The sequence below is a fragment of the Micromonospora sp. bgisy143 genome (assembly GCF_057708145.1).
This window is the reverse complement of sequence record NZ_JBYIRN010000037.1, coordinates 16,278-41,084: the sequence shown is the minus strand read 5'-3', so window position 1 is coordinate 41,084 and position 24,807 is coordinate 16,278. Positions and strand designations below refer to the sequence as shown.

Genomic DNA, 24,807 nt, shown 5'->3' with positions numbered 1-24,807 from the left:
GGTGCGCGCGGCGGCCCGGGTGGGATCGGCGCTCAGACCGCGTCGACGACGGCCGGGGCGGTGACGAGACCGACGTTGTACCCACGGAGCTGCCAGCCCCGGACGTCGTCGTGCCGCACCTCGGTCCAGTGGCAGTTGGCCAGCGAGCCGATGGTGCGCAGCACCTCGGAGGGCCAGCCGAGCAGGTGACCGACGCCCTGGCGGGAGGCGCCGCCGTGGGTGGCGAGGACCACCGTTCCGCCGGGTGTCGCGTCGGCCGCCGCCAGGAACGCGGCGGCGACCCGCTCACCGAGATCGTGCAGTGGCTCCAGATCCGCGCCCGGGGCCGGGTCGCCGGCCCGCCAGCGGGCGTACTCGCCGGGGAACCGCTCGGCGACCTCGGTGAGGTGCAGGCCCTGCCACTGGCCGAAGTGTCGCTCGCGCAGTCGGGCGTCGGTGCGTACCCCGAGCCCGGTCAGCGCGGCCAGCGCCGCAGCCGTCTCCGCGGCGCGGCCCAGGTCGCTGGAGACGATGGCGTCCGGACGCAGCGACGCGAGCAGCGGCGCGGCGGCGCGGGCCTGGTCGCGGCCCAGTTCGTTGAGGGGTACGTCGGTCTGCCCCTGGACGCGGTTCGCGGCGTTCCAGTCGGTGTTGCCGTGCCGCCAGACGATCAGCCGGGTCATTCGGCTGCGGCGGACCCGCTGGCGTCGGCCTCGACCAGGTCGCGGTCGACGAACGGGATGGTGGGGCAGTCCTTCCAGAGGCGGTCGAGCCCGTAGAACTCGCGTTCCTCGGTGTGCTGGACGTGCACCACGATGTCGACGTAGTCGAGCAGCACCCAGCGGCCACCGCGCTCACCCTCGCGGCGCACCGGCTTCGCCTTCTCCGGCAGCTCCAGCAGGCGCTCCTCGATGGCGTCGACGATGGCGAGCACCTGACGCTCGTTGGGGGCGGCGGCGAGCAGGAACGCGTCGGTGATGGCGAGCTGGTCGCCGACGTCGATGATCGCGATGTCCTGCGCCTTCTTGTCGGCGGCGGCCTGGGCGGCGGCGATCGCCAGCTCGTGCGCGCGTTCGGAAACTGTCACCGTTCTCCTTCGATCAGGCGTGCGATCCTCCAAGCGTCTCACACCCGGCGCGGTCCCGACCCGTCAGTTCTGGTCGGTTAGGCCCACGAAACGGTTCATACCGGGCGCAATCAGGGCTGATACAGGCGTCGCTTGGCGATGTACTGCACCACACCGTCGGGCACCAGGTACCAGACCGGCTCACCCCGGGCGACCCGGGCCCGGCAGTCGGTCGACGAGATGGACATCGCCGGCACCTGGATCAGGCTGACCGTGTCCGCCGGAAGGTGCTTGTCGGTCAGCGCGAAGCCGGGCCGGGTCACCCCGACGAAATGAGCCAATTCGAAGATCTCGTCCAGGTCCTTCCAGGACAGGATGCGTTGCAGCGCGTCCGCCCCGGTGATGAAGAAGAGCTGCACCTTGGGGCCGTACTCGGCCTGCAGGTCGCGCAACGTGTCGACGGTGTAGGTCGGACCGCTGCGGTCGATGTCGACCCGACTGACCTGGAAGCGGGGGTTGGAGGCGGTGGCGATGACCGTCATGAGGTAGCGGTCCTCGGCGGGGCTGACCGGCTCGTCGGCCTTCTGCCACGGCTGCCCGGTGGGGACGAAGACCACCTCGTCCAGGCCGAACCGGTCCGCCACCTCGCTGGCCGCGACGAGGTGCCCGTGGTGGATCGGGTCGAAGGTGCCACCCATGATCCCGATCCGCCGGATATCTTCCTCCACCCCGTGATCGTAGGCCGGACGTCCGAGCCGGTCGTGTCGGCCCGAGGGCTGGTGGCGCGGATACTCGTATGCGTATACTCGTCGGCAAGTATTGGGAGGTGCGTCATGCCGAAACGGCGCAAGGTCGGCAACCTGCTGGCGCTGGCCGTGCTCTCCGCGCTCGTCCAGCGGCCGATGCACCCCTACGAGATGGCCAGCACGCTGCGCGCCTGGGGCAAGGACCAGGACATGGAGTTCAAGTGGGGCTCCTTCTACACGGTGATCCGCAACCTGGACAAACACCAGTTGATCGTCGCCGTGGAGAGCGTCCGCGAGGGCCGACGCCCGGAACGCACCGTCTACCGGATCACCGACGCGGGGCGGGCCGAGCTGGTCGACTGGGCGCGCGAACTGGTCGGCACACCCATGCCGGAGCATCCCCGCTTCCGGGCCGGCCTCTCCGTACTCGCCGCCCTGCATCCCGACGAGGCAATCGACCTGCTCCGGCAGCGGCTCGACCGGCTGGAGGACGCGCTCCGCCGCGACCGCGACACGCTCGACGCCCACCTGCGGGAGATCCCGCGCCTGTTCCTCGTGGAGAGCGAGTACGACCTGGCCATCCGGGACGCCGAGGCCACCTGGCTCCGCGCCCTGCTGGCCGAGCTGACCTCGGGCAGCTACCCGGGGCTGGACACCTGGCGGGCCTTCCACGAGACCGGAGAAATGCCGGCCGAGCTGACCGAACTGGCCGCGAGGACCAGCAGCGAGCCCGACACCGCCGACTGACGAAAAGCTCCGGCGGGGTGCGCCAACACCCCGCCGGAGCCCTACCTCGAACCGACACCTGAGCAGGCACCCGGCCCGAAGCGGCAACCACGAGGATAACCGGGTTCCCTCCCAGGACGGTTCGTCCGCACCCACGCGACGACACCAGGGAGAAAGAGCATGACAACGGTACGAACCGCGCTCGTCATCGGCGGCGGCATCGCCGGGCCGGTGGCGGCCCTCGCGCTGCACCGCGCCGGCATCACCGCCACCGTCGCCGAGGCGTACCCGGCGACCGCCACCGGCGCGGGCGGCATCGGTGGCACCCTCGCGCTCGCGCCCAACGGCGTGGCCGCCCTCCGGGCGGTCGACGCGGACGAGGCGGTGACAGCGATCGCCACACCGATCCACCGCAGCGTCATGGCCGTCGGCGCCCGACGCATCGACCTGCCGACGCTGGCCGGGGTGCCGCCGCTGCGCGTGGTGCACCGGGCCGAGCTGCACCGGGTGCTGCACGACCGGGCGGTCGCCGAGGGGGTCACCTTCACGTACGGCAGACGACTTGTCGACGTCACGCAGACCGACGACGGCGTGACCGCGCGCTTCGAGGACGGCAGCACGGCCACCGCCGACGTCCTGGTCGGCGCGGACGGCATCCGGTCCACGGTCCGTGGCCTCATCGACCCGGCCGCGCCCGGCCCCCGGTTCACCGGCCTGCTCGGCTTCGAGGCGGTCGCCCGGCACCAGGTGGACGCCGAGGCCGGCACGATGACGTTCGCCTTCGGGCGGCGCGGCTACTACCTGTACTGGCCGGAGCCGGGTGGCGGCACCCGCTGGGGCGCGAACCTGCCGGGGCAGCGGCCGATGAGCCTCGTCGAGGCCCGTGCGGTGCCCGCGTCGCAGTGGCTGGACACGTTGCGCGCCACCTACGGCGACGACGACCCGGGCCGGGAGCTGATGGCCACCAGCTCCGCCGACGATCTCCAGGTGGTCGGCGCGTTGCAGATCATGCCGCCCGTGTCGCACTGGCACCGGGGCCGGATGGTGCTGGTCGGCGACGCCGCGCACGCGCCGTCGAACAGCTCCGGGCAGGGCGCGTCGCTCGCCATCGAGAGCGCGGTGCAGCTCGCCCGGTGCCTACGGGACCTGCCCGATGTGACGTCGGCGTTCGAGGCGTACGTGCGGCTGCGTCGTACCCGGGTCGAGAAGGTCGCCGCCCGCGCGGCGCGGATCAACCACGCCAAGGCCCCCGGACCGGTCGCCCGGACGCTGATGCCGCTGCTGATGCCGCTGCTGATGCGCACCGCGATGGACCCGGAGCGGACCATCGCGCACGAGCAGCGCTACGTCATCGACTTCGACGCCCCGGTCACGGCCGAGCCCGCGCTGCGCTGAGCATGGGCGCGGGGTGACCGGCGGGCCACCCCGCGCCCGACCGCTCCCGGGGTGGCCGGCTCGGACTCGACCGGGCCGGCCACGACCCCGTCGGCCTCAGGCCGAGGCGGCGGCCACCGCCGTGCGGGCCACGAGCGCCCGCCGCAGGTCGTCGTCGGCGTCGGTGACCACCCGCCGCAGGCCCGCCGTCAGGTCGTCGCGAGCCAGCAGCGCCGCGGCCGCCCCCCGGGTCGGCTGCGCCACGGCGTAGCGGGGAAACGCCAGCTTCGCCACCCGGTCCGCCGTCCAGGAGGTACGCCGACGAGCGGCGGCCGGCATCTCGGCGAAGTACCGCTGGACGTACCCGGCGGTCAGGTCGGCCTGCTCGGGCTGCCAGAACCCCTCCGCCGTCGCCTCCAGCAGTCGGTTGGACAGCTCGGCGTCGCGCACGATGATCTCCCAGGCCGCCTGCTTCGCGGCCGGGTCGCCCACGGCGGCCCGGCAGTACGCGGCCTGTTCCGCCCCGGCGGCACTGACGTCGGCCCGCGCCTCGGCGGCGATTTCCGCCTCGCCCGCCGCACCCAGCACCACGAGCCGGCGCAGTACCGCCCAGCGCAGCTCCGCGTCGACGGCCAGCCCGGCCGGCACGTCCCGGCCGGCGAGCCAGCCGACGAGCAGGTCGCTGTCGGTGGTCGCGGCGATCCAGCCGCGCGCGGCGGCGAGCTGCAGCGACTCCCCCGCCGGCGCGCCGTCGAGCAGACGCCGGCACGCCTCGGCGATCCGGGCCAGCGCCGCCGTCCGGGCCAACGGGTCGAGATACCGGTCCACCAGCGAACGGCTGAGGACCAGCACGTCCTCCGCGATGATCACCTCGGTCTCGGCGGGCAGCGCCGCGACCATCAGATCGACCAGGCCGCCGACCGGCCGTTCACCGTCGGTCACCGCGTCCAGCGCCTCGCCCCACAGCACCGCCCGGGCCAACGGGTCGGTCAGGCCCGGCAGTACCAGCGCGACGGCGTCCGCCGACGCCGCGTCGAGGCGCACCTTGGCGTAGGTGAGGTCACCGTCGTTGGGCAGCAGCACCTGGGCCGCCGCCTCGCCGGTCAACGCGCCGAGCACGGTACGACCACCGTCGACGGCCGGATCGAGATCCACCTCCGTGCGCTGGACGGTGCCGTCCGCCGCGTACCGGCCCACGCCGATGCGGTGCGGACGCAGCACCGGGTGGGACTCGGGGGCGGTCTGCACCACGGCGACCTCGGTGTAGCGGCCGTCGGCGTCGACGCCGATCTCGGCCCGCAACGTGTTGACCTGCGGCCGGCGCAGCCACAGCTCGGCCCAGCCGGACAGGTCCCGGCCGCTGGCGGCGGAGAGGCTGGCCAGCAGGTCGGCCAGGGTGGCGTTGCCGAAGCGGTGTGCGGCGAAGTGCGCGTTCAGGCCGGCGAGGAAGGCCTCGTCGCCGAGCCAGGCGACCAGTTGCCGCAGCACGGCGGCGCCCTTGGCGTACGAGATGCCGTCGAAGTTGAGCAGCCCCTCGTCGGCGTCGGCCACCTCTTGCGGCGCGACCGGGTGGGTGGAGGGACGCTGGTCGGCCGCGTACCCCCAGGCCTTGCGGCGCATGGCGAACGTCGTCCACGCCTGGTCGAAGCGGGTCGCTTCGGCGGTGACCCGGTAGCCCAGGTACTCGGCGAAGGACTCGTTGAGCCACAGGTCGTCCCACCAGCGCATGGTGACCAGGTCACCGAACCACATGTGCGCCATCTCGTGGGCGATGGTGCTGGCCCGCAGCTCGCGCTGGCTGTCGGTGACCGCCGACCGGAACACGTAGTCGTCGCGGAAGGTGACGATGCCCGGGTTCTCCATCGCACCGGCGTTGAACTCCGGCACGAACGCCTGGTCGTACTTGCCGAACGGGTAGCGCTCAGTGAAGAGCTGGTGGAACCGGTCCAGGCACCGCCCGGTGATGTCGAAGATCTCCTCGGCGTCGGCGTCCAGGTGCTCGGCGAGCGACCGTCGACAGTAGATCGCCAACGGGATGCCGTCGTGCTCGGCCCGGCGCACGTGGTACGGCCCCGCGATCAGCGAGAAGAAGTACGTGGCCAGTGGCGCGGTCGGGGCGAACTCCCAGCGCCCGGGGGCCGGGTTGGCGGCCACCTCGGCGTTGCTGGAGACCGTCCACTGCGGCGGCGCGGTGACCGAGAGGGTGAACGGGGCTTTGAGGTCGGGCTGGTCGAACGCGGCGAAGATGCGCTGGACGTTGTCGAGGAACGTCACCGCGTAGAGGTAGGTCTCGCCGTCCGCCGGGTCGACGAAACGGTGCAGCCCCTCCCCGGTGTTGGAGTAGACCATCTCCGCCTCGACGACGAGGGTGTTCGTCGGGTCGAGGTCGGCCAGCGGCAGCCGGTTGTCGGTCAGGGTGGCGGGGTCGACGGGACGGTCGTTGAGGCGTACCGAAAGCAGGTTTGCGGGCTTGACCTCGGCGAAGGTGGCGGTGCCGGCGGTCGCCCGGAACCGGATCTCGACGCGGGACCGGAACAGATCCCCGTCGCCGGTCAGGTCGAGGTCCACCTGATAGGACTCGACAGTAATCGCCGCGCCACGCGCGGTCGCCTCTACACGGGTCAGGCTCGGCATCCGCTTATCCTGCCCGATGGGGATCGGCAGGCGGTCCCCACCTGGCTCCGGCAGTGGAGGAAAGAAGCATGGCGCAGCACCCCAAGGGCGATTTCGACCTCTCCCGAGCGGTTTGGCAACGGGCCGAGGGGGACACCTCCGAGAGCGCTGTCGAGGTCGCCTTCGTCGACGACCTGATCGGGATGCGCAACTCCGCCGAACCGGAGGGCCCGGTGCTGGTCTTCACCCAGGCCGAGTGGGACGCGTTCGTGGCCGGCGCGCAGGACGGCGAATTCGACCTGGACTGAGCCACCGGCGATCGTCGCCCGTGCCGGCGTCTTCGCGGCGAGGACGCCGGCACGGGCGACACCCGATGGGTCACACCGTGTGCGGGAGGACGCGACGGGCCGCTCAACCGCGCTCGGGCCGGTCGCCGTCGCCCCAGCCCAGACCGCCCGGGCCCGGCGCGTGGTGGAAGCCGGGGTGGTCGGCGACGTCGACGCAGCGCTCGCCGTCCGGGCCGACCGCGCCGCAGAACAGTCGGGCGGCCCGGTGCCAGGCGTCGGCCGGCGACAGGGCCGCCGCCCCGAGCGCCAACTCCGGGCGGAGCAGGCTCAACGCCTCCGCGTACGCCACCGCCTGCTCACGGGCGTCGACCGGGCCCGGCGCGGTGAAGCCGAGGTGCACGGTGAAGAACCGGCGCGGTCGTGCCGGCCGTCCGGGCGGGCCGATCAGCGGCCGGGCGGACCGACCCGCGCCCGGCGTCTCGACCGCCCGCCGCCGCCAGCGCGGTGACCTGTTGTCGTGCATGTCGCCCTCCCCGTGGTCGTGGACCGTCGGCCCGGCGGGGTCGCGCCCGTCGACCGGTGCTGCCGACCGGCGACGTCCCCACCGGCAAGCAAACCAGGTTCCGCCGCCCGTGGGAGGGGCCAGCGGACGTGCGGTGGACGCGGGGATTGCGCGGCGGCGACGGGGGTAGACGTGCCACGGCGGCGACGCGGGCCGCCGCCGGAACCTCGAGGAGTCCCGATGGCGACCATGCCGGCCGACCGCAGCCCGGACAGCACCCTCGCCCTGCTGCGCGCCGGCTACCGGTTCATCGGCGAGCGCTGCGAGCGCCTCGGCAGCGACGTCTTCGCCACCCGGATCCTGCTCGCACCGGCCATCTGCCTGCGCGGGCGGCCGGCCGCGGCGCTGTTCTACGACAACGAGCGCTTCCAGCGCGAGGGCGCCATGCCGCTGCGGGTGCAGCGGACGCTCACCGGCCGGGGCGGCGTGCAGGGGTTGGACGGCGCGGCGCACACCGACCGCAAGGCCATGTTCATGTCGATCATGACGCCGAGCGCGATCGGGCGGCTCGGGCACCTCTTCGACGCCGAGTGGCGGGCCCGGATTCCCGCCTGGGAGGCGGCCGGCGCGGTGCCGCTCTACGACGAGATGGGTCGACTGCTGACCCGGGTGGTCTGCGCCTGGGCCGGCGTGCCGCTGGACACCGCGCAGGTCGACCGCCGCGCCGTCGACCTGCACGCCATGATCGAGGGCCCGGCGGTCATCGGCCCACGGCACTGGCGGGGCCTGCTCGCCCGCCGCCGCGCCGAACGCTGGATCGGCGGCCTCGTCGAGCGGACCCGCAGCGGCATCCACCCGGCCCCGGCCGACAGCCCGCTACAGGTCGTCGCCGAACACCGCGACGCGCGCGGGGCGCTGCTCCCCCGCCGGATCGCCGCCGTCGAACTGCTCAACCTGCTGCGTCCCACCGTCGCCGTGGACCGGTACATCGTCTTCGCCGCGCTCGCCCTGCACGACCATCCCGCCTGGCGACAGCGGCTCCACGGCGACGACGAGGCCACCGAGCAGTTCGTCCAGGAGGTACGCCGCTACTACCCGTTCTTCCCGATGGCCGCGGCCCGGGTCCGGCGCTCCTTCGACTGGCAGGGCCACCACTTCCCGCAGGGCCGCCGGGTGCTGCTCGACCTCTACGGCACCAACCACCACCCGGCGCTCTGGCCCGAACCGGAACTCTTCCGCCCCGAGCGGTTCGCGGACCGCCGGGTGGACCCGTTCGCGCTGATCGCACAGGGCGGCGGCGACCACACCACCGGGCACCGCTGCGCCGGCGAGTGGATCACCATCGACCTGATGAAGCGGGCGGTCACCCACCTGACCGACAGCATGCGGTACGACGTACCGCCGCAGGACCTCCGCCTGGACCTGCGCCGGATGCCCGCGCTGCCGCCCAGCGGCATGACCCTCACCAACGTCCGCCGCGCCTGACCCGGGTGTGGCAAGCCCAGCGGACGGCCGTTGACCGCACCCACCTGCCCAGGAGACGCCGATGCCCGGTCCGGCCACCGGTGACGCCCGTCGAGTCGGGCGCGACGGCGGCGGGTCGCCACCCGCCGCCGTACCGTCGACGGTCCTGCCGATGGCGTACGTCCTGCCGCTGCGCTGGCACACCGACGCCGACCTGGACGAGCTGACCGGCTACCTGCGCCGGCTGAGCGTTCTCGTGGACGTGATCGTGGTCGACGGGTCACCGCAGGAGCTGTTCGCCCGGCACGCGGCGGCCTGGCACGGGCTGGTCCGGCACCTCCGGCCCGACCCCGCAAGACGAGGGCTAAACGGCAAGGTGGTCGGGGTGCACACCGGAGTCGACGCGGCCCGCCACGAGCACGTGATGATCGCCGACGACGACGTCCGGTACGACGAGGCCGGGCTGCACGCGGTGCACCGGCTGCTGCACCGGGTCGACCTGGTCCGGCCGCAGAACTACTTCGATCCGCTGCCCTGGCACGCCTGGTGGGACACCGGGCGGACGCTGCTCAACCGGGCCCTCGGCAACGACTACCCCGGCACCCTCGCGGTACGCCGCAGCACGTTCCTCGCCATGGGCGGGTACGACCCGGACGTGCTCTTCGAGAACCTGGAGCTGATCCGCACCGTGCGCGCGTACGGCGGAAGCGAGGCCGCGCCGCCCTGGCTGTACGTACGCCGGCTGCCGCCGGACGCGGCGCACTTTCGCGGTCAGCGGGTCCGGCAGGCGTACGACGATCTGGCCCAGCCGGCCCGCCTGCTGACCGCGCTCGCGGTGCTGCCGGCGCTCGGCGCGGCGGTCGCGTTCCGCCGGCCCCGGCTGCTGCTCGGCGCGACGGCCGTCGTCGTCGCGCTGGCCGAGGCGGGCCGTCGCCGCGCCGCCGGCACCGCAGTCTTTCCGCCGACCACGGCGCTGGCGGCCCCCCTCTGGCTGCTGGAGCGCGGCATCTGCAGCTGGCTCGCGCTGACCCAGCGCGTACTGAAAGGCGGCACCCGCTACGGCGGAACCAGAATCCGCACCCCAGCCCAGCCCCACCCCCACGTCCCCGCGATCTTGCACTTTCTGCTGGGACAAAAGCCTCGCTAGCCGACAGAACGACAACAGCAAGTGCAAGATCGCGGGGAGATGCGGCGACGGCTCGCAGCCACCGGGGTGGCCGCGAGCCGTCGTCGACGTCGGTGTCTCTAGGAACTCACCTGCTGGCGGGCCTGCTGGGCCTGGTCCTTGACGTCCTGGGCGGCCGAGCGGCCGTCGTCCTTGACCGCGTGCACGGCGTCCTGGGCGGTGCTCTTCACCGACTCGGCGGCGTGCTGGGCCGGCTCGCGCAGCTCGTCCTTGAGTTCACTGGCCACCTCGCCCAGCTTCTCCTTGACGACGCCGCTGTGCTCGCCGACCTTCTCCTTCACCTGGGCGGCGGCCTGCTGCTCCCGGCGGGAGGCCGGGATGAGCGAGGAGGCCAGCCAGCCCACGCCGAAGGCGATCAGGCCGGCGGCGAGGGGGTTGCCCTGCGACTTCTGCCGGATGACCCGGGGCGCGCTGTGGGCGGCGTCGCTGACGGAGGAGGCCGCCGAGTGCGCGGCGTCGCTGACGCTGGACGCCGCCGACGACGCCCGGTCGCCCACCGAGTGGGCGGCGTGGCCGGTGCCGTGGCCGAGGTCGGTAGCGGTTCCCATGACCTTGTCCCTCACATTCTGCAGCGCGGAGCGGGCCCGCTGCTTGCGGTCGTCGACGATGCGGCTGGGGCTGACCTTGTACGCCAGCGCGTCCACATCGGAGCTGAGGCTGTTGCGGGTGGCTTCGATCTCCCGGCGGATCTGGTCGGGGTCGGTGCTCATCGGGTGACTCCCTCCGGGTGGGGCTTGAGCGCGTCGGGGATCCGCTGCACGCTGTCGTTGGTCTGCTTGAGCCCGCGTACGTGCTGGGCGTTCTTCTTGGCCGCCGAGTAGAGGACGGCGGCGACCACGGCCCAGATCACGGCCACGATCAGCGCGGCGAGACCGGAGTCCATGACGTTGTCCAGGAACTGCCAGATGGCGATCGACACGAACAGGGCCACCATGTAGCCGCCGAAGCCGGCGCCGCCGAAGAGGCCCGCGGCCTTGCCGGCCTTCTTGCCCTCCTGGCGGATCTCGGCCTTGGCCAGCTCGACCTCCTGGCGCATCAGCGTCGACAGATCGGTGGTGACCTGACGCATCAGGTCACCGATCGAGCTGCCCTTCACCTCGGCCGCGGTGTGCGGGGCACCCGCGTCGGGGTGGTATCCGGAGTCCAGTCCGGACCCCTGCGTCGGCATGCTCATGCCGCCGCCTCCCTTCGGATGACTCGGCGCCTCACGGGCGGGGGCTGGACGGTACGCCCGGCAGCGGGTCGGTCTGGGTCACCGGCGGCAACGGCTGACCGGTGCCGGCCGGCTCGGTGTAGCCACCCGGCGTCGGGTCGGTGTAGCCGCCGGGGGCCGGGTCGGCGTAGCCGCCGGAGGTCGGCTCGGCGTAGGTGCCCGGGGTCGGGTCGAGGTAACCGCCGGCCGGGGTGGCGTCCGCGGCGGTACGGGGCGCCGGCGGCGGCGTCGGGATCACGGCGGTGCGCTCCGGGTCGTACGCGCCCGCGCCGCGGTAACCAGCGGAACCGTTGCCGGAGTCGTCGCCGGCGGCGGAGATGCCCCGGGTCAGTCGACCGGCCAGCACACCGAGCACCGCCGCGCCGACCAGGAAGGTGCCCGGGTTACGCCGCGCGTAGTCGCGTACCTCGTTGATCAGGTCGCCGGGCTGGCGCTCCTCCAGCCAGCCGGCCACGCCGTGCACCCGGTCGGCGGCCTGGCGGGCCAGCTCGCTCACCGGACCGGCCTGGCCACCCTGCTCGGCCATCGAACGCATCTCGTCGGCGATCGACCGCAGCCCGCCGGCCGCGCGGCGCTGCTGCTCACCCGTCTGGCTGGCGAGCTGGCTGCGGGCCTCGCCGTAGAGGTTGCGGGCCTGCCGGGCGGCCTCGCGACCGACCTCGGTGCCCTGCTCCTTGGCGGTCTGGGCGACCGCGCCACCGGCGTGCGCCGCCTCGGACCCGACGTGCCGGGCCTGCTCGCGGACACCGCCGCCGTTGCTGGACTCCTGGCCGTACGTGGAGGACGTGGGGGACAGATCGTAAGTCATGATTTCCCTTCCGCTCGGAAGTGTCTTCGCGGTTGTGCTGGGGGGATGCGGCCGCGTCGCCGTGGCCGCTGACAACTCACCTACCCGGCGTTTTGCCTTCCATACCTGTTCGTGCATTTCTCTGCGGGAGCGCCGGGACGGACTTCAAAATGGAGGATCGTCGGGCTGCGTCACGTCGCCGCTGCGGACAGCGACGTTCGCAGGACCGGGCAGATCCACGAAAGGGGCACCGATGGCACGAGACGCGCGAGGTCGCCGACCCGCCGCGCCCCGACCCCGGGTGCAGGTCGCCGCGCTGGTCGTGGCCGGGGTCTTCCTGCTGATCGGCGTCCTGGGCTTCATCCCGGGCATCACGACCGACTACGGCGACCTGAGCTTCGCCGGGCACCACTCCGAGGCCAAGCTGCTCGGCGTGTTCCAGGTCTCGATCCTGCACAACGCCGTACACCTGCTGTTCGGGCTGGTGGGCCTGGCGCTGGCCCGCAGCGTCGCCGGCGCGCGGGTCTTCCTGGCCGGCGGCGGCGCGATCTACCTCGCCCTCTGGCTGTACGGGCTGGCGATCGAGGCGATCGACGAGAGCGGCGGCGCGAACATCCTGCCGGTCAACGACGCCGACAACTGGCTGCACCTCGCGCTCGGCTTCGGGATGCTGGCGCTCGGCCTGCTGCTGTCGAACGAGGCCGGGACCGGCGGCCGCCTCGACACCCCTATCGACCGACCCTGAGCTGCTGCTTCGTCAAGTTTGAGAGCGATGGCGGGCGGGGTACGTCACGGCTGATGATCCGTGAAGGGGGTCGATGATGCCTCGCTGGATACGCGACAACGCGCTCGCCGCCGCGATGCTGGGCGCCTTCGTGGTGTTCCTGGTCCTGCAGAGCGTCTTCGGCTGGCAGACCCACAACGAGGAGTTGACCGAGTTCGGCGCGGCCCCGCTGAGCTGGCCCGCGTACCTGACCAGCGGGCACTTCGCCGAGGCCGTCTTCGAGAACTGGGAGTCGGAGTTCCTCCAGATGGGCGGGTACGTGCTGCTCACCGCGTACCTGGTGCAGCGCGGCTCGGCCGAGTCGAAGCCGATCGACCAGACCGACCGGCCGGAGGACGACGCGCGCCGGGCCACCGCGCAGTCGCCGTGGCCGGTACGCGCCGGTGGCCTGCCCCTGGTGGTCTACCGCAACAGCCTCTCCATCGCGCTGCTGCTGATCTTCGCCGGCTCGTTCGTCGGGCACCTGCTCGGCGGCACGGCCGCGTACAACCAGGAGCAGGCGTTGCAGAGCGGCGCACCGCCGATCAGCGTGTGGGACTTCCTCGGCACGAGCGACTTCTGGTTCCAGTCCATGCAGAACTGGCAGAGCGAGTTCCTGGCGGTCGGCGCCCTCATCCTGCTCAGCATCGTGCTGCGCCAGCACGCGTCGCCGGAGTCGAAGCCGGTCACCGTCGCGCACGCCGAGACCGGCGCCTGAGGCCGCCGGGCCCGCCGGCAGCCGGTCAGGCCGCGACCGGGAGCCGCTTGGCGAAACAGACGCTGTACGGATTGCCGACGTACTCGCCGTACACCGGGATCGGTTCGTAGCCGCACGACGTGTACAGCCCGATGGCCGCCGGCAGGTACGTGCCGGTCTCCAGGCAGACCACCGTGTGCCCCTGCCGGAACGCGCACTCCTCCAGGGCGGCGAGCAGGTGCCGGGCGATGCCCCTGCCCCGGTACGCCGGCCGGACGTACATCCGCTTGATCTCACCGGTGACGGCGTCCAGCGACTGGAGTCCGCCGCAGGCGACCGCCCGACCACGCACCACCACCGCCAGGTAGCGGATGTCGTCGTGGGTGACGGTGACCTGCCCGTCCAACCCCCCGTCCGCCTCGCGCAGCTCACGCTGCTGGGCGACGACCAGAGCGGCGATCTCGGGATCGATGGCGGGCCGCGACTCGATCAGCATCACCCGACGCTAGGCGGGATGCATTTCGCGGAGGTTTCCGGCAGTCAACCCGATCACGGAGCGCAATCGGCTACTCGGCGTCATCCTCGATGTCGTCGTCGCCCACGTCCGCGCCGATCTCGTCCGCGCCCATCTCGTCCTCCGGGCGCACCCGGCGGGCCTTGCGGGCGGCGAGCCGCTCCGCCGCCGACGCCCGGCTCGACTTCTCCTCCAGGCGTACGTCGGTGCCCCGGTTGCCGGGCACGAACTCGACACCCGCGTACAGCGTCGGCTGCCAGTCGAACTCGCGCTCACCGATCCGGACCAGGTCACCGGGCTCTGCGCCGGCCTTGGCGAGCTTGTCCTCCACACCGAGTCGGGCCAGCCGGTCGGCGAGGTAGCCGACCGCCTCGTCGTTGTCGAAGTTGGTCTGCTTGACCCACCGCTCCGGGCGCACGCCGCGCACGGTGAACGACCCGTCGGCCTCGGCCGTGATGGTGAAGCCGGCGTCGTCCACGGCAGTCGGCCGGATGACGATCCGGGTCGGCTCGGCCGGCGGGGCGGCCTTACGCTCGGCCTCGACCAGCTCGGCCATCGCGTACGTCAGCTCCTTGAGCCCCTCGCGGGTGGCCGCCGAGACCTCGAACACCCGGTAGCCGCGCTCCTCGAGGTCGGGGCGGACGATCTCGGCGAGGTCCCGCCCGTCCGGCACGTCGACCTTGTTCACGGCCACCAGTCGGGGGCGGTCGGCCAGCCCGCCGTACTGGCTCAGCTCGGCCTCGATCGCGTCGATGTCGGCGACCGGGTCGCGGCCCGGCTCCAGGGTCGCCGAGTCGATCACGTGCACCAGGACCGCGCAGCGCTCGATGTGCCGAAGGAACTCCAGGCCCAGACCCTTGCCGGTGGCCGCGCCGGGGATCAGGCCCGGCACGTCGGCGACGGTGAAGGTGTGGTTGTCCAGCCGGACCACGCCGAGGTTGGGCACGAGGGTGGTGAACGGGTAGTCGGCGATCTTCGGCTTCGCGGCGGAGATCACCGAGATCAGCGACGACTTGCCGGCCGACGGGAAACCCACCAGGCCCACGTCGGCGACGCTCTTCAGCTCCAGCACGATGTCGAGCTGGTCACCGGGCTCCCCCAGCTCGGCGAAGCCGGGCGCCTTGCGCCGGGCGTTGGCCAGCGACGCGTTGCCGCGCCCGCCGCGCCCGCCCCGGGCCACCTCGAAGGTGGTGCCGGCGCCGACCATGTCGGCCAGCACGGTGCCGTCGGTGGTCTGCACGACCGTGCCGTTGGGCACCTTGAGCACCAGGTTGTGGCCGTTGGCCCCGTCCCGGTTCGACCCGGCGCCGCCCTTGCCGTTGTCGGCCTTGACGTGCGGGTGGAAGTGGAAGTCGAGCAGCGTGGTCACCTGCGGGTCGACCACCAGCGACACGCTGCCGCCGTGACCGCCGTTGCCGCCGTCCGGCCCGCCGAAGGGCTTGAACTTCTCGCGGTGGATCGAGACACAACCGTGCCCACCATCGCCGGCCTGCAGATGCAGGACGACCCGGTCAACGAACGTCGCCACGGCGTCAATCCTTCCAGCGAGGGTCGACCCCGCACTACGAAAAAGCGAAGCGGGCCGGGACCCGGAGGTCCGCGGCCCGCCCAGCGAGAGAGCTACTGCTGCGGAACGATGCTGACGGTCTTGCGACCGCGCTTGGTGCCGAACAGGACCGAGCCGGCGGCCAGGGCGAACAGCGTGTCGTCGCCGCCACGGCCGACCAGGTCACCGGGGTGGAACTTGGTGCCACGCTGCCGGATGAGGATCTCACCGGCGCTGACGACCTGACCACCGAAGCGCTTCACGCCGAGTCGCTGGGCCGCGGAATCGCGACCGTTACGCGAGCTGGACGCACCCTTTTTGTGAGCCATTGGAGGACGACCTACTTCCCGCTGGAGATGCCGGTCACCTTGACCTGGGTCAACGGCTGGCGGTGACCCTGGCGCTTGTGGTAGCCGGTCTTGTTCTTGAACTTGTGGATCCGGATCTTCGGGCCCTTGGTGTGCGCGGCGATCTCGCCGGACACCGCGACCTCGGCAAGCTTCGCCGCGTCGGTCACCAGGTCGTCACCGTCGACGAGGAGCACCGCGGTGAGCTTCACCGCGTCACCGGGGGCACCGGTGAGCTTCTCGACCTCGATCACGTCGCCCTCGGCGACCTTGTACTGCTTGCCGCCGGTCTTGACGATCGCGTACATCGGAGGCGGACTCCCTGTCGTTGAGGCTGCTGACTGGTCGTCCCCGCGGCGGCTCGCCGGGTAGCAGTGCACGGCGGCGCGGGCACGCGGGAACTCGGCACACCAAAGGTGGGCCGTAGGCAAGAGTACGGCATCGCCGCCGTGGACCCCAAACCGGCCCGCCCGGCTCACTGCGCGCAGAGCTGATCGAGGCGCTGCTGGAGCCGGTCCAGCTCGGTCTCGTCGATCGACTCGACGTCCCCGCCGAGCGCGGCGACCTCCGTGCCGAGGTCACTGAGCAGCATCCTGAGCTGCGCGTCGGCGGCCCTGGCCCGCTGCTCCCGCAGCGCGGCCTGCCAGCCGGCCAGCGCCGCCTGCGCCCGGGCCCGGGCCGCGTCGGCCGTCGCGGTGTCACCCGCGCCCGCCGCCGCGACCATCCGGCCCAGCTCCTCGACGTACTCCCGCACGGCGGTGGCCCCGGCCCGCCGCGCCTCGGCGCAGACGTGGACGTCACCGCCCGCCACCCGATCGACCGGGGTACCGGTCGACGGCCCGAACCCGGCCGGGTCCGCGCCACCCGAGCGGCCGTCGGAACAGCCCGCTCCGGCCACGATCACGACCACCAGCAGGGTACGAGCGAGCAGGCGACGCATCTTCTTCTCCTGACCGGGGCCGACCGTTCCCGCGTCGGGGTGACCCGAGCGACGAGGTCCCTCCCGGCATCACATTGCCGAAGAAGGGACCTCGTCAAACACCGGGCCGGTCAGCCGTCAGGGGCGGGTCCGCCGACGGGCGCCACCCCGGCGGGAACGACGACGTCCGGTGCCACCCTCGGCGGCCTCCTCGTCGCCGTCGGCGTCGGCGAGCGCGTCCGGGTCGTCCGCAGCGGCCAGCCGGGCCGACTCGCCCCGCTGGCTGTCGGACACCGCCGGGGCGGCCTCCGTCTCCGTCTCGTACCGGGACAGGTCGTACCCCATGGTGTCCTGGTAGTCGGCGTCCGGTTCGGCGTGGTTGTCGGTGTCGACGACCTCGACCACGGCGCGCTCGGCCGGGGCGCTCTTGCGCGCCCGGCGGCGGGAGGACGGCGTGCCGTTCTCCGCGGCCGGGGCGGCCGGCGCCGACGACGCGACGGCCTTGACCTTCTCCGCGGCCCCACCGTTGCGCGGCTTCTCCGGCACCGGCTCGGTGTGGATGATGACGCCCCGACCCTTGCAGCACTCGCAGGTCTCGCTGAACGCCTCCAGCAGGCCCGCGCCGATCCGCTTGCGGGTCATCTGCACCAGGCCGAGCGAGGTGATCTCGGTGACCTGGTGCTTGGTGCGGTCCCGACCCAGGCACTCGGTGAGCCGGCGCAGCACCAGCTCCCGGTTCGACTCGAGCACCATGTCGATGAAGTCGATCACCACGATGCCACCGATGTCCCGCAGCCGGAGCTGGCGGACGATCTCCTCGGCCGCCTCCAGGTTGTTGCGGGTGACCGTCTCCTCCAGGTTGCCGCCGGAACCGGTGTACTTGCCGGTGTTCACGTCGACGACCGTCATGGCCTCGGTCTTGTCGATCACCAGCGAGCCGCCGGACGGCAGGAACACCTTGCGGTCCAGACCCTTGATGATCTGCTCGTCGATCCGGTACTCGGCGAACACGTCGTTCGTGCCGACGTGCCGGCGGACCCGGTCGACCAGGTCCGGGGAGACGTGCGACAGGTACGACTCGACCATGCCGTACGACTGCTCGCCCTCGATGACCAGCTCGCGGAAGTCCTCGTTGAACAGGTCCCGGACCACCCGGATGACCAGGTCGGGCTCCTCGTAGAGCAGCACCGGGGCGCCACCCTCGGCGGCCTTGGCCTGGATGTCCTCCCACTGCGCCTGCAACCGCTTGACGTCGCGGGCCAACTCGTCCTCGCTGGCGCCCTCGGCGGCCGTCCGGACGATCACGCCGGCGCCGTCCGGGACCAGCTTCTTGAGCACGTCCCGCAGCCGCTTGCGCTCGGTGTCCGGCAGCTTGCGGCTGATCCCGGACGCGTTGCCGTTGGGCACGTAGACCAGGTGCCGGCCGGAGAGCGCGATGTGGCTGGTCAGCCGCGCGCCCTTGTGCCCGATCGGGTCCTTGGTGACCTGGACCAGCACCGAGTCGCCGGAGCGCAGCGCCTGCTCGATCGAGCGGGCCCGCCCCTCCAGCCCGGAGCTGTCCCAGTTGACCTCACCGGCGTAGAGCACCGCGTTGCGGCCCCGGCCGACGTCGACGAACGCCGCCTCCATGCTGGGCAGCACGTTCTGGACCTTGCCGAGGTAGACGTTGCCGGCCATCGTGCCGGAGGAGTTGCGGGTGACGTAGTGCTCGACCAGCACACCGTCCTCCAGGACGGCGATCTGCGTACGGTCACCGCGCTGCCGGACCGCCATCACCCGGTCCACCGACTCGCGCCGGGCCAGGAACTCCGACTCGCTGAGGATCGGCGGGCGGGTACGCCGCTGCTCCCGGCCGTCCCGGCGGCGCTGGCGCTTGGCCTCCAGCCGGGTCGAGCCGGACACGCCCTGGACCTCGTCGACCGTACGACGGGGTTCGCGGATCTTGACCACGGTCGGCACGCCGTCGTCGGCGGCCCCCTCGGTGTCACCCGCGCCCCGGCGACGGCGACGGCGGCGACGGCGGGTCATCCCGTCCCCGCCCTCGGACTCCTCGTCCTCGTCGCCCTCGGCCTCAGCCTCGGCGGTCTCCTCCTCGGCCTGCGCCGCCTCGTCGGACTCCTCGTCCTCGGCCTCGTCGGCGCCACCCTTGCCCCGGCCCCGACCACGGCGACCACGGCGACGGCGACGGCGCGCGGCGGCGCTGTCCTCGTCGTCCTCGTCCACCTCGGTGGTCTCGTCGGGCTCCTCGGTGGGCTCCTCCTCCGCCTCGACGGCCTCGACCGGCTCCACCGGCTCCGCGTCGCGGCGGCCGCGCCGACGCCGCCGGGACGGCTCGGCCTCGACGGCCGGCTCCTCGGCGGTCGGGGCGGGCTCCGCCGGGCGGCTCACCGGCACGGCGTCCGGCTGCGGCGCCATGAACAACACGGTCGGCGCGGAGAGCGCGGCCCGCCGGCGACGGGTCTTCGGCGGCTCCGCCTCAATGGCCTCAGCGGGCTCGATCGGCTCGTCCGTCACATTGGCCACCGCGACACCGGGCGCCACGTCGCCGAACGCCTGCTCGGCCGCCGCCGGCGGGGTCGGCGCCTCGTCCAGCTCGGCCTCGGCCTCCCGCAGGTCGGACTCCGCCGGGTTCTCGTCGGCCGGGACGGCCGCCTCGGGCTCGGGCTCGGTGACGGCGGCCGGCTCCTCGACGGCCGGCTCCGGCTCGACGACAGCGGCGGGCTCGGGCTCGGTGACGGCGGGCGTCGCCTTCTTACGCCGGGTGCGGGTCACCTTGACCGGCGGAACGACCTCGGGGGACGCCAGCTCCGCGCTGGCCGCGACCAGCGGCTCCTCGGCGGTCGTCTCGACCGGGGCGGCCTTGCGGCGGCGGCGGGGGGCCTTCGGGGGGACGTCCAGGTCACCGGAGATCGGGGCGAAGACCTCCGCCTGCGGCGACTCGACGGCGCCGACCCCACCGCTGGACGCCTCGACGGGCGCCTCGGCCTGCTCCGGCTGGTTGAGCGGGGCGGCCCGACGCCGCGTGGTCCGCGCCCGGCGCGGCTTGACGGCCGGCTCGCCGCTCTCGGCAGCGGCCTGCTCCGCGCCGGTGGTCTGCTCCGCGCCGGTGGCGCTGGTCTGCTCCGCGCCGGTGGCGCTGTCGGTGGTACTGCTCTGCTCAGCGGTGTCGCCGGCCGGCTGTGAACCGGTCCGTTCGCCGCCCTCGGGCTCGTTCTCGAGCATGGACGTTCTCCAGTTCTGGCTGCCCCGGGCGCGGGTGAGCGCTGCCACGCAGGGTCGCCGCAAAAGTGTTTCCGCCGGGCGCGCGTGGTGCGCGACCGCCGAAGTCTGCCTGCAAGAGCGCTGACCGTCGGTCAGTGCCCAACGATGGCTGCCCCGTCGCGGTCCGCATCCAACGGATCCACGATCGCACCCTGCGCGGTCAGCGTGCCCTGAGCCAGCCGGGTCACCCTCGGCGAGACCGGCGGCTCCAGGTCGGCCACCACGCGGAGGCCGGAAAGGACGTCATCGGGCCGCACGGACGGGGTGACCTGCCGCACGACCAGTTCGAGTATCGCACACGGTACGGCCGGCACCCCGGAAGGCGTCAGCGTCGGGGAGAGGACATCGATCGACATGACGGCCGCTCGGGCGTCGAAGGTCCGTCGTCCCTGCTTGGTCATCCGCTCGACCATCACCTCGTCGGCGGCGGTGAAAGCGTCCACGGCGGCGCGCAGCGTCGCCGTCTCGACCTCGGGCAACTCGATCCGCCAGTGCGACGCCTCGATGCGGTCGGCCAGGCTGCCCCCCTCGGCGATCACCACCTCCAGCACGTCCAGCCCGGGCGAGAGCGCGGCGTCGAGCGCGACGCGCAGCGCCTCCGGGTCGACCGGCGCCTGGAGGCCGATCTCCAGGTACTCCGCCTCGCTCGCCACCCCGGTGGGCGCCGCGCTGGCGTAGGAGATCTTCGGGTGCGGGGTGAAGCCCTGGGAGAAGGCGATGGGTACGGCGGCACGGCGCAGCGCGCGCTCGAAGGCCCGGGCGAAGTCCCGGTGCGAGGTGAACCGCAGCGGCCCGCGCTTGGCGTACCGGATGCGGGCGCGCTGGACGACCGGCGCCTGCCCACCTTCCGGCTGGTTTCTCTTACTGATCGTCTCGCTCCTCGAAACTCAGCACCGCACCTGAACGGAATCGGGTCAGGAGGCGGGGGTTCTCAGGGGGGTGATCGGCGTCAGGGGCAGGAGTTTCTTGCCGGTAGGGCCGATCTGGATCTCGGTGTCCATCGACGGGCAGACGCCGCAGTCGAAGCACGGGGTCCAGCGGCAGTCGTCCTGCTCGAACTCGCTCAGCGAATCCTGCCAGTCCTGCCAGAGCCAGTCCTTGTCCAGACCCGAGTCCAGGTGGTCCCAGGGCAGGACCTCCAGCTCGTCGCGCTGGCGGGTGGTGTACCAGTCGAGGTCCACCCCGAAGGTGGGCAGCGTCTCGGCCGCCGCGTCCACCCAGCGCTGGTACGAGAAGTGCTCGCTCCACCCGTCGAACCGGCCGCCGTTCTCCCAGACCCGGCGGATCACCGCGCCGACCCGGCGGTCACCCCGGGAGAGCAGGCCCTCGATCAGCGACGGCTCGCCGTCGTGGTAGCGGAAGCCGATCGCCCGACCCAACGAACGGTCCGCGTTGATGGCCTGCTTGAGCAGCTTGAGCCGGTGGTCGATGACCTCGGGACGCTCCATCGAGGCCCACTGGAACGGGGTGTGCGGCTTCGGCACGAACCCGCCGATGGAGACCGTGCAGCGGATGTCCTTGGAGCCCGTCGCCGCCCGACCGGCCCGGATCACCTCGTGGGCCATCTCCGCGATCTCGAGGACGTCGTCGTCGGTCTCGGTGGGAAGGCCGCACATGAAGTAGAGCTTCACCTGCCGCCAGCCGTTGCTGTACGCGGTGACGACCGTGCGGATCAGGTCTTCCTTCGACACCATCTTGTTGATGACCTTGCGGATCCGCTCCGACCCGCCCTCCGGGGCGAACGTCAGACCGGTACGCCGCCCGTTGCGGGACAACTCCTGCGCGAGGTCGATGTTGAAGGCGTCCACCCGGGTCGACGGCAGCGACAGCGAGACGTTTGTGCCCTCGTACTGCTGGGCGAGGCCCGAGCACATGTCGCCGATCTCGGAGTGGTCGGCCGAGGAGAGCGACAACAGGCCCACCTCGGAGAAGCCGGAGAACTCCAGGCCCTCCCGCACCATCTGCCCCACGGTGGTGATCGACCGCTCCCGCACCGGGCGGGTGATCATGCCGGCCTGGCAGAAGCGGCAGCCCCGGGTGCAGCCCCGGAAGATCTCCACGGCGTACCGCTCGTGCACCGTCTCGGCGAGCGGCACGAGGGGCTTCTTCGGGTACGGCCACGCGTCCAGGTCCATCGTCGTGCGCTTGTGCACCCGGAAGGGCACGTCCGCCCGGTTCGGCACGACCCGCTGGATCCGGCCGTCCGGGAGGTAGTCGACGTCGTAGAAGCGCGGCACGTAGACGCTCTCGGTACGCGCCAGCCGCAGCAGCAGCTCGTCCCGGCCACCCGGGGAGCCCTCGGCCTTCCACTCCCGGACGATCGCGGTGATCTCCAGGACGGCCTCCTCGCCGTCGCCGAGCACCGCGGCGTCGATGAAGTCGGCGATCGGCTCCGGGTTGAAGGCGGCGTGCCCACCGGCCACGATCACCGGGTCGGCGTCGGTGCGGTCGGCAGCCAGCAGCGGAATGCCGGCCAGGTCGATCGCCGTGAGCATGTTCGTGTAGCCCAGCTCGGTGGAGAAGGAGATGCCGAACACGTCGAACTCGCGCACCGGCCGGTGCGCGTCGACGGTGAACTGCGGCACGCCGTGCGTGCGCATCAGGCTCTCCAGGTCCGGCCAGACCGCGTACGTCCGCTCGGCGAGGGTGTCCGGCAGCTCGTTGAGCACCTCGTAGAGGATCTGCACGCCCTGGTTGGGCAGGCCCACCTCGTACGCGTCGGGGTACATCAGCGCCCAGCGCACCGTCGCCGCGTCCCAGTCCTTGACGACCGCGCCCAGCTCACCGCCGACGTACTGGATCGGCTTGGAGATCTGTGGGAGCAACGGCTCGAGCCGGGGCCACACCGAATTGGTCGCGGTTGCGCGAGGTGTCGTGGACGGGGCACTCATGATGCCCAAGGGTACGCGCCCGCCCGGAGGGGACCGCGCGCACGCCACGATGCCGGCCGACCGGCCACCCTCGGCTCCGCGCTCCGGTGCCCGGGCGGCGGTGGTGGCGGCGCGGTACTAACCTCGGACCGGCGCGAGAGGAGATTGCCGCGATGCCGGAGCCCCAGCCGGGAGCACGGCCGGCCGACGGGCGCACCCCTGGCCCGGAGCCGGACGACGCGCCGGCGGTCGCCGACGAGTCGACCTCCCCACCCGTACCCCCGGACCAGCCTGCCGCCCCCGACCAGCCGGAACCCGCGGCCGACCGGACCGCGACGGCCCCGGCGGACCCGACGACGCCCGAGCCCGCGGCAGCGCCGGGCCCGACGGCGTCCGAGCCCCCGGCCACGCCGGACCCGACGACGCCCGAACCGAAAGCGGAGCCGGACCCGACGGCGTCCGAACCGAAAGCGGAGCCGGACCCGACGGCGTCCGAACCGAAAGCGGCGCCGGACCCGACGGCGTCCGAACCCGCGGCGACGCCGGAGCCGACGGCGTCCGAGCCGGCAGCAGGGCCGGAGCCGACGATCAAGGAGCCGGTGGCCGAGCCCGGGCCGGCCGCCGGGCCCGACCCAACGGCCCGCGAGCGCGTGGGTGACCGCCCCGACTCCCCCGCCGCGCCGCCCGCGCCTGCGCCCGCACCCGCACCGCCCGAGCCCGCGCCCCGGTGGAGCGGGTCCGCGCCGGTTCCGCCGCCGCTACCGCGTCGGCGCGCCTGGGGGGAATCGGCCGAGCCGACCCCGCCGCCACCGCTGCCGGAGCAGCCGCCCGAGCACCGCACCCCGGTCGACCCGTGGGCCGGGGTGGACACCGGCGGCTGGGACCTGCCGTCCGCCGAGCTGCCGCCGCTGCCGCCGACGCTCGACTATCCGGTCCCGCCGGCCACCCGGCAGTGGTCCGCGCCGCCGGTCGGCACGCACCCCGTCTCGCCGCCGCCGATCGGGACGCACCCGGTCTCACCGCCGGCCCACCAGCCCCCGCCAGCCCACCAGCCGCCGGTGGCCTATCCGCCACCGCACGCCCGACCCGCCCCACCGCCGCCACCGCACGCCCGATCCGCCCCACCGCCACCACCGATTGCCGGCCGATCCGCCGCGCCGGTCCGGCCGGCGCCGCCGGCTCCGGTGCCGAAACAGCGCCGGGGGCGGGGGCCGGCCACGCCACCGCCGGGCCGGGAGGCCCCCAAGGGGTATCCGCCCCCCCGACCACGTCGCCGGCGGCGGCGCTGGCCGTGGCTGCTGCTGTTCACCCTGGCCTGCTGCTGCGGCTGCCCCGCCTACTACGGTCTGCCGATTTCGTCCCAGTACCCGGCCAGCGCCGCGCTGCCCGAGCAGGTCGCCGACCTCAGCCTGCGGCAGGACGACAGCAGCGCCGAGACGGCCAAGCAGTTGGAGCGGGAGGTACGTCAGGAGCACCTGCTCGCCGAGGACACCTTCGCCGGTGTCTACCGGACGGCGGACGGCAAGCAGGTGACGGTCTTCGGCGGCACCGGCTTCCGGCTGACCCCCGAGGCGGACGCGGACGAGGAGATCACGCGGCTCGGTGAGCGCTACGCGCTGGAGGCGTCCGAAACGGTGCGGACCGGCGTACGGGGTCGCTACGAGCGCTGCGCGGTCGGCCGGCCCGCCGAGGGCGAGGTGGTGGTGTGCACCTCGGTCGACCACGGCAGCATCGCCACCGGCGTGTTCACCCGGCTCTCCGTCGCCGACAGCGCGACCTTGCTGGACACCCTGCGCACGCAGATCGTCCAACCGAAGCAGGGTTGAGCGGCCATCCGTGACGCTGCGTGAGGTCACGCGGACGGCTCGGGCCAGTGAGCCTGATGCCTGTGAGTCATATTTATGACTGACAGGCATCAGGCTGTCGGGGGCGAGCGCCTCCCCGCGG

24 protein-coding genes are annotated in these 24,807 nt (G+C 72.9%); 8 read left to right on the top strand and 16 right to left on the bottom strand.

What is annotated here, in order from left to right:
- Positions 1 to 32: 32 nt before the first annotated feature.
- From AC3EN4_RS29240 to nadD, 3 genes are all read right to left on the bottom strand, one after another.
- Positions 33 to 662 carry a histidine phosphatase family protein gene (locus AC3EN4_RS29240; protein WP_435209484.1) on the bottom strand — a complete coding sequence of 210 codons (630 nt, stop codon included), beginning with the start codon at positions 660 to 662 and terminating at the stop codon, positions 33 to 35.
- Complete coding sequence (gene rsfS, locus AC3EN4_RS29235) at positions 659 to 1,066, bottom strand: ribosome silencing factor (protein WP_053656062.1); 408 nt, start codon at positions 1,064 to 1,066, stop codon at positions 659 to 661. The genes AC3EN4_RS29240 and rsfS overlap by 4 nt, the downstream gene beginning before the upstream one ends.
- A 110-nt stretch (positions 1,067 to 1,176) precedes the next feature.
- Positions 1,177 to 1,773 carry a nicotinate-nucleotide adenylyltransferase gene (gene nadD, locus AC3EN4_RS29230; RefSeq protein WP_435209482.1) on the bottom strand — a complete coding sequence of 199 codons (597 nt, stop codon included), beginning with the start codon at positions 1,771 to 1,773 and terminating at the stop codon, positions 1,177 to 1,179.
- Between the two features lie 105 nt (positions 1,774 to 1,878).
- Between nadD and AC3EN4_RS29225 the strand changes: the two genes are divergently transcribed.
- On the top strand, positions 1,879 to 2,538 hold the full coding sequence (locus AC3EN4_RS29225; RefSeq protein ID WP_435209480.1) for a PadR family transcriptional regulator: 660 nt from the start codon (positions 1,879 to 1,881) through the stop codon (positions 2,536 to 2,538).
- A gap of 159 nt (positions 2,539 to 2,697) precedes the next feature.
- Complete coding sequence (locus tag AC3EN4_RS29220; RefSeq protein ID WP_435209478.1) at positions 2,698 to 3,912, top strand: FAD-dependent monooxygenase; 1,215 nt, start codon at positions 2,698 to 2,700, stop codon at positions 3,910 to 3,912.
- A gap of 96 nt (positions 3,913 to 4,008) precedes the next feature.
- Here the strand turns inward: AC3EN4_RS29220 and pepN are convergent, their stop codons facing one another.
- A complete protein-coding gene (gene pepN / locus AC3EN4_RS29215) occupies positions 4,009 to 6,525 on the bottom strand; it encodes an aminopeptidase N (protein WP_435209476.1) in 2,517 nt (838 codons plus the stop codon).
- Positions 6,526 to 6,593: 68 nt separating this feature from the next.
- On the opposite strand from pepN, the gene AC3EN4_RS29210 reads away from it, so the two are divergent.
- Positions 6,594 to 6,812 carry a DUF397 domain-containing protein gene (locus AC3EN4_RS29210; protein ID WP_007464035.1) on the top strand — a complete coding sequence of 73 codons (219 nt, stop codon included), beginning with the start codon at positions 6,594 to 6,596 and terminating at the stop codon, positions 6,810 to 6,812.
- 103 nt (positions 6,813 to 6,915) lie between these two features.
- On the opposite strand, the gene AC3EN4_RS29205 is transcribed toward AC3EN4_RS29210, so the two are convergent.
- The gene (locus tag AC3EN4_RS29205; RefSeq protein WP_422736471.1) at positions 6,916 to 7,314 is read right to left on the bottom strand and encodes a hypothetical protein; all 399 of its coding nucleotides are present in this window, start codon (positions 7,312 to 7,314) and stop codon (positions 6,916 to 6,918) included.
- 219 nt (positions 7,315 to 7,533) lie between these two features.
- Between AC3EN4_RS29205 and AC3EN4_RS29200 the strand changes: the two genes are divergently transcribed.
- Positions 7,534 to 8,778, top strand: a complete 1,245-nt coding sequence (locus AC3EN4_RS29200; RefSeq protein ID WP_435209474.1) for a cytochrome P450 — start codon at positions 7,534 to 7,536, stop codon at positions 8,776 to 8,778.
- A 61-nt stretch (positions 8,779 to 8,839) separates the two neighbouring features.
- The gene (locus AC3EN4_RS29195) at positions 8,840 to 9,904 is read left to right on the top strand and encodes a glycosyltransferase family 2 protein (RefSeq protein ID WP_435209472.1); all 1,065 of its coding nucleotides are present in this window, start codon (positions 8,840 to 8,842) and stop codon (positions 9,902 to 9,904) included.
- Positions 9,905 to 10,002: 98 nt separating this feature from the next.
- Here the strand turns inward: AC3EN4_RS29195 and AC3EN4_RS29190 are convergent, their stop codons facing one another.
- From AC3EN4_RS29190 to AC3EN4_RS29180, 3 genes are read right to left on the bottom strand one after another with little or no spacing between them, the layout of a single operon-like run.
- A complete protein-coding gene (locus AC3EN4_RS29190) occupies positions 10,003 to 10,653 on the bottom strand; it encodes a DUF3618 domain-containing protein (RefSeq protein ID WP_435209470.1) in 651 nt (216 codons plus the stop codon).
- Positions 10,650 to 11,117: a phage holin family protein gene (locus tag AC3EN4_RS29185; protein WP_421472713.1), complete on the bottom strand. Its 468-nt coding sequence runs from the start codon at positions 11,115 to 11,117 to the stop codon at positions 10,650 to 10,652. Before AC3EN4_RS29185 ends, AC3EN4_RS29190 begins: the two co-directional genes overlap by 4 nt.
- 31 nt (positions 11,118 to 11,148) lie before the next feature.
- On the bottom strand, positions 11,149 to 11,964 hold the full coding sequence (locus AC3EN4_RS29180) for a hypothetical protein (RefSeq protein WP_435209469.1): 816 nt from the start codon (positions 11,962 to 11,964) through the stop codon (positions 11,149 to 11,151).
- Positions 11,965 to 12,196: 232 nt separating this feature from the next.
- Here AC3EN4_RS29180 and AC3EN4_RS29175 point away from each other — a divergent pair, with 232 nt between their 5' ends.
- On the top strand, positions 12,197 to 12,688 hold the full coding sequence (locus AC3EN4_RS29175; protein WP_435209467.1) for a DUF4383 domain-containing protein: 492 nt from the start codon (positions 12,197 to 12,199) through the stop codon (positions 12,686 to 12,688).
- A 76-nt stretch (positions 12,689 to 12,764) separates the two neighbouring features.
- Complete coding sequence (locus AC3EN4_RS29170; RefSeq protein WP_435209466.1) at positions 12,765 to 13,424, top strand: DUF6766 family protein; 660 nt, start codon at positions 12,765 to 12,767, stop codon at positions 13,422 to 13,424.
- Between the two features lie 25 nt (positions 13,425 to 13,449).
- Here AC3EN4_RS29170 and AC3EN4_RS29165 read toward each other — a convergent pair whose 3' ends face one another.
- From AC3EN4_RS29165 to AC3EN4_RS29130, 8 genes are all read right to left on the bottom strand, one after another.
- A complete protein-coding gene (locus AC3EN4_RS29165; protein ID WP_435209464.1) occupies positions 13,450 to 13,899 on the bottom strand; it encodes a GNAT family N-acetyltransferase in 450 nt (149 codons plus the stop codon).
- Between the two features lie 70 nt (positions 13,900 to 13,969).
- Entirely contained in the window at positions 13,970 to 15,445 is a 1,476-nt protein-coding gene (gene obgE / locus AC3EN4_RS29160; RefSeq protein WP_435209463.1) for a GTPase ObgE, read from the bottom strand.
- 92 nt (positions 15,446 to 15,537) lie between these two features.
- On the bottom strand, positions 15,538 to 15,792 hold the full coding sequence (gene rpmA / locus AC3EN4_RS29155) for a 50S ribosomal protein L27 (protein ID WP_043966727.1): 255 nt from the start codon (positions 15,790 to 15,792) through the stop codon (positions 15,538 to 15,540).
- Between the two features lie 11 nt (positions 15,793 to 15,803).
- Positions 15,804 to 16,118 carry a 50S ribosomal protein L21 gene (gene rplU, locus AC3EN4_RS29150; protein ID WP_007464063.1) on the bottom strand — a complete coding sequence of 105 codons (315 nt, stop codon included), beginning with the start codon at positions 16,116 to 16,118 and terminating at the stop codon, positions 15,804 to 15,806.
- A gap of 167 nt (positions 16,119 to 16,285) precedes the next feature.
- Complete coding sequence (locus tag AC3EN4_RS29145) at positions 16,286 to 16,750, bottom strand: hypothetical protein (RefSeq protein ID WP_435209460.1); 465 nt, start codon at positions 16,748 to 16,750, stop codon at positions 16,286 to 16,288.
- Between the two features lie 117 nt (positions 16,751 to 16,867).
- Positions 16,868 to 19,951 (bottom strand): Rne/Rng family ribonuclease, encoded by a 3,084-nt coding sequence (locus AC3EN4_RS29140; protein WP_435209459.1) that lies wholly within the window; start codon positions 19,949 to 19,951, stop codon positions 16,868 to 16,870.
- Between the two features lie 131 nt (positions 19,952 to 20,082).
- On the bottom strand, positions 20,083 to 20,802 hold the full coding sequence (locus tag AC3EN4_RS29135) for a TIGR03936 family radical SAM-associated protein (protein WP_422740792.1): 720 nt from the start codon (positions 20,800 to 20,802) through the stop codon (positions 20,083 to 20,085).
- Between the two features lie 102 nt (positions 20,803 to 20,904).
- Complete coding sequence (locus AC3EN4_RS29130; protein ID WP_422736481.1) at positions 20,905 to 22,881, bottom strand: TIGR03960 family B12-binding radical SAM protein; 1,977 nt, start codon at positions 22,879 to 22,881, stop codon at positions 20,905 to 20,907.
- Positions 22,882 to 23,672: 791 nt separating this feature from the next.
- Here AC3EN4_RS29130 and AC3EN4_RS29125 point away from each other — a divergent pair.
- Positions 23,673 to 24,686, top strand: a complete 1,014-nt coding sequence (locus tag AC3EN4_RS29125; RefSeq protein ID WP_435209502.1) for a hypothetical protein — start codon at positions 23,673 to 23,675, stop codon at positions 24,684 to 24,686.
- The last annotated feature ends 121 nt before the right edge of the window (positions 24,687 to 24,807 follow it).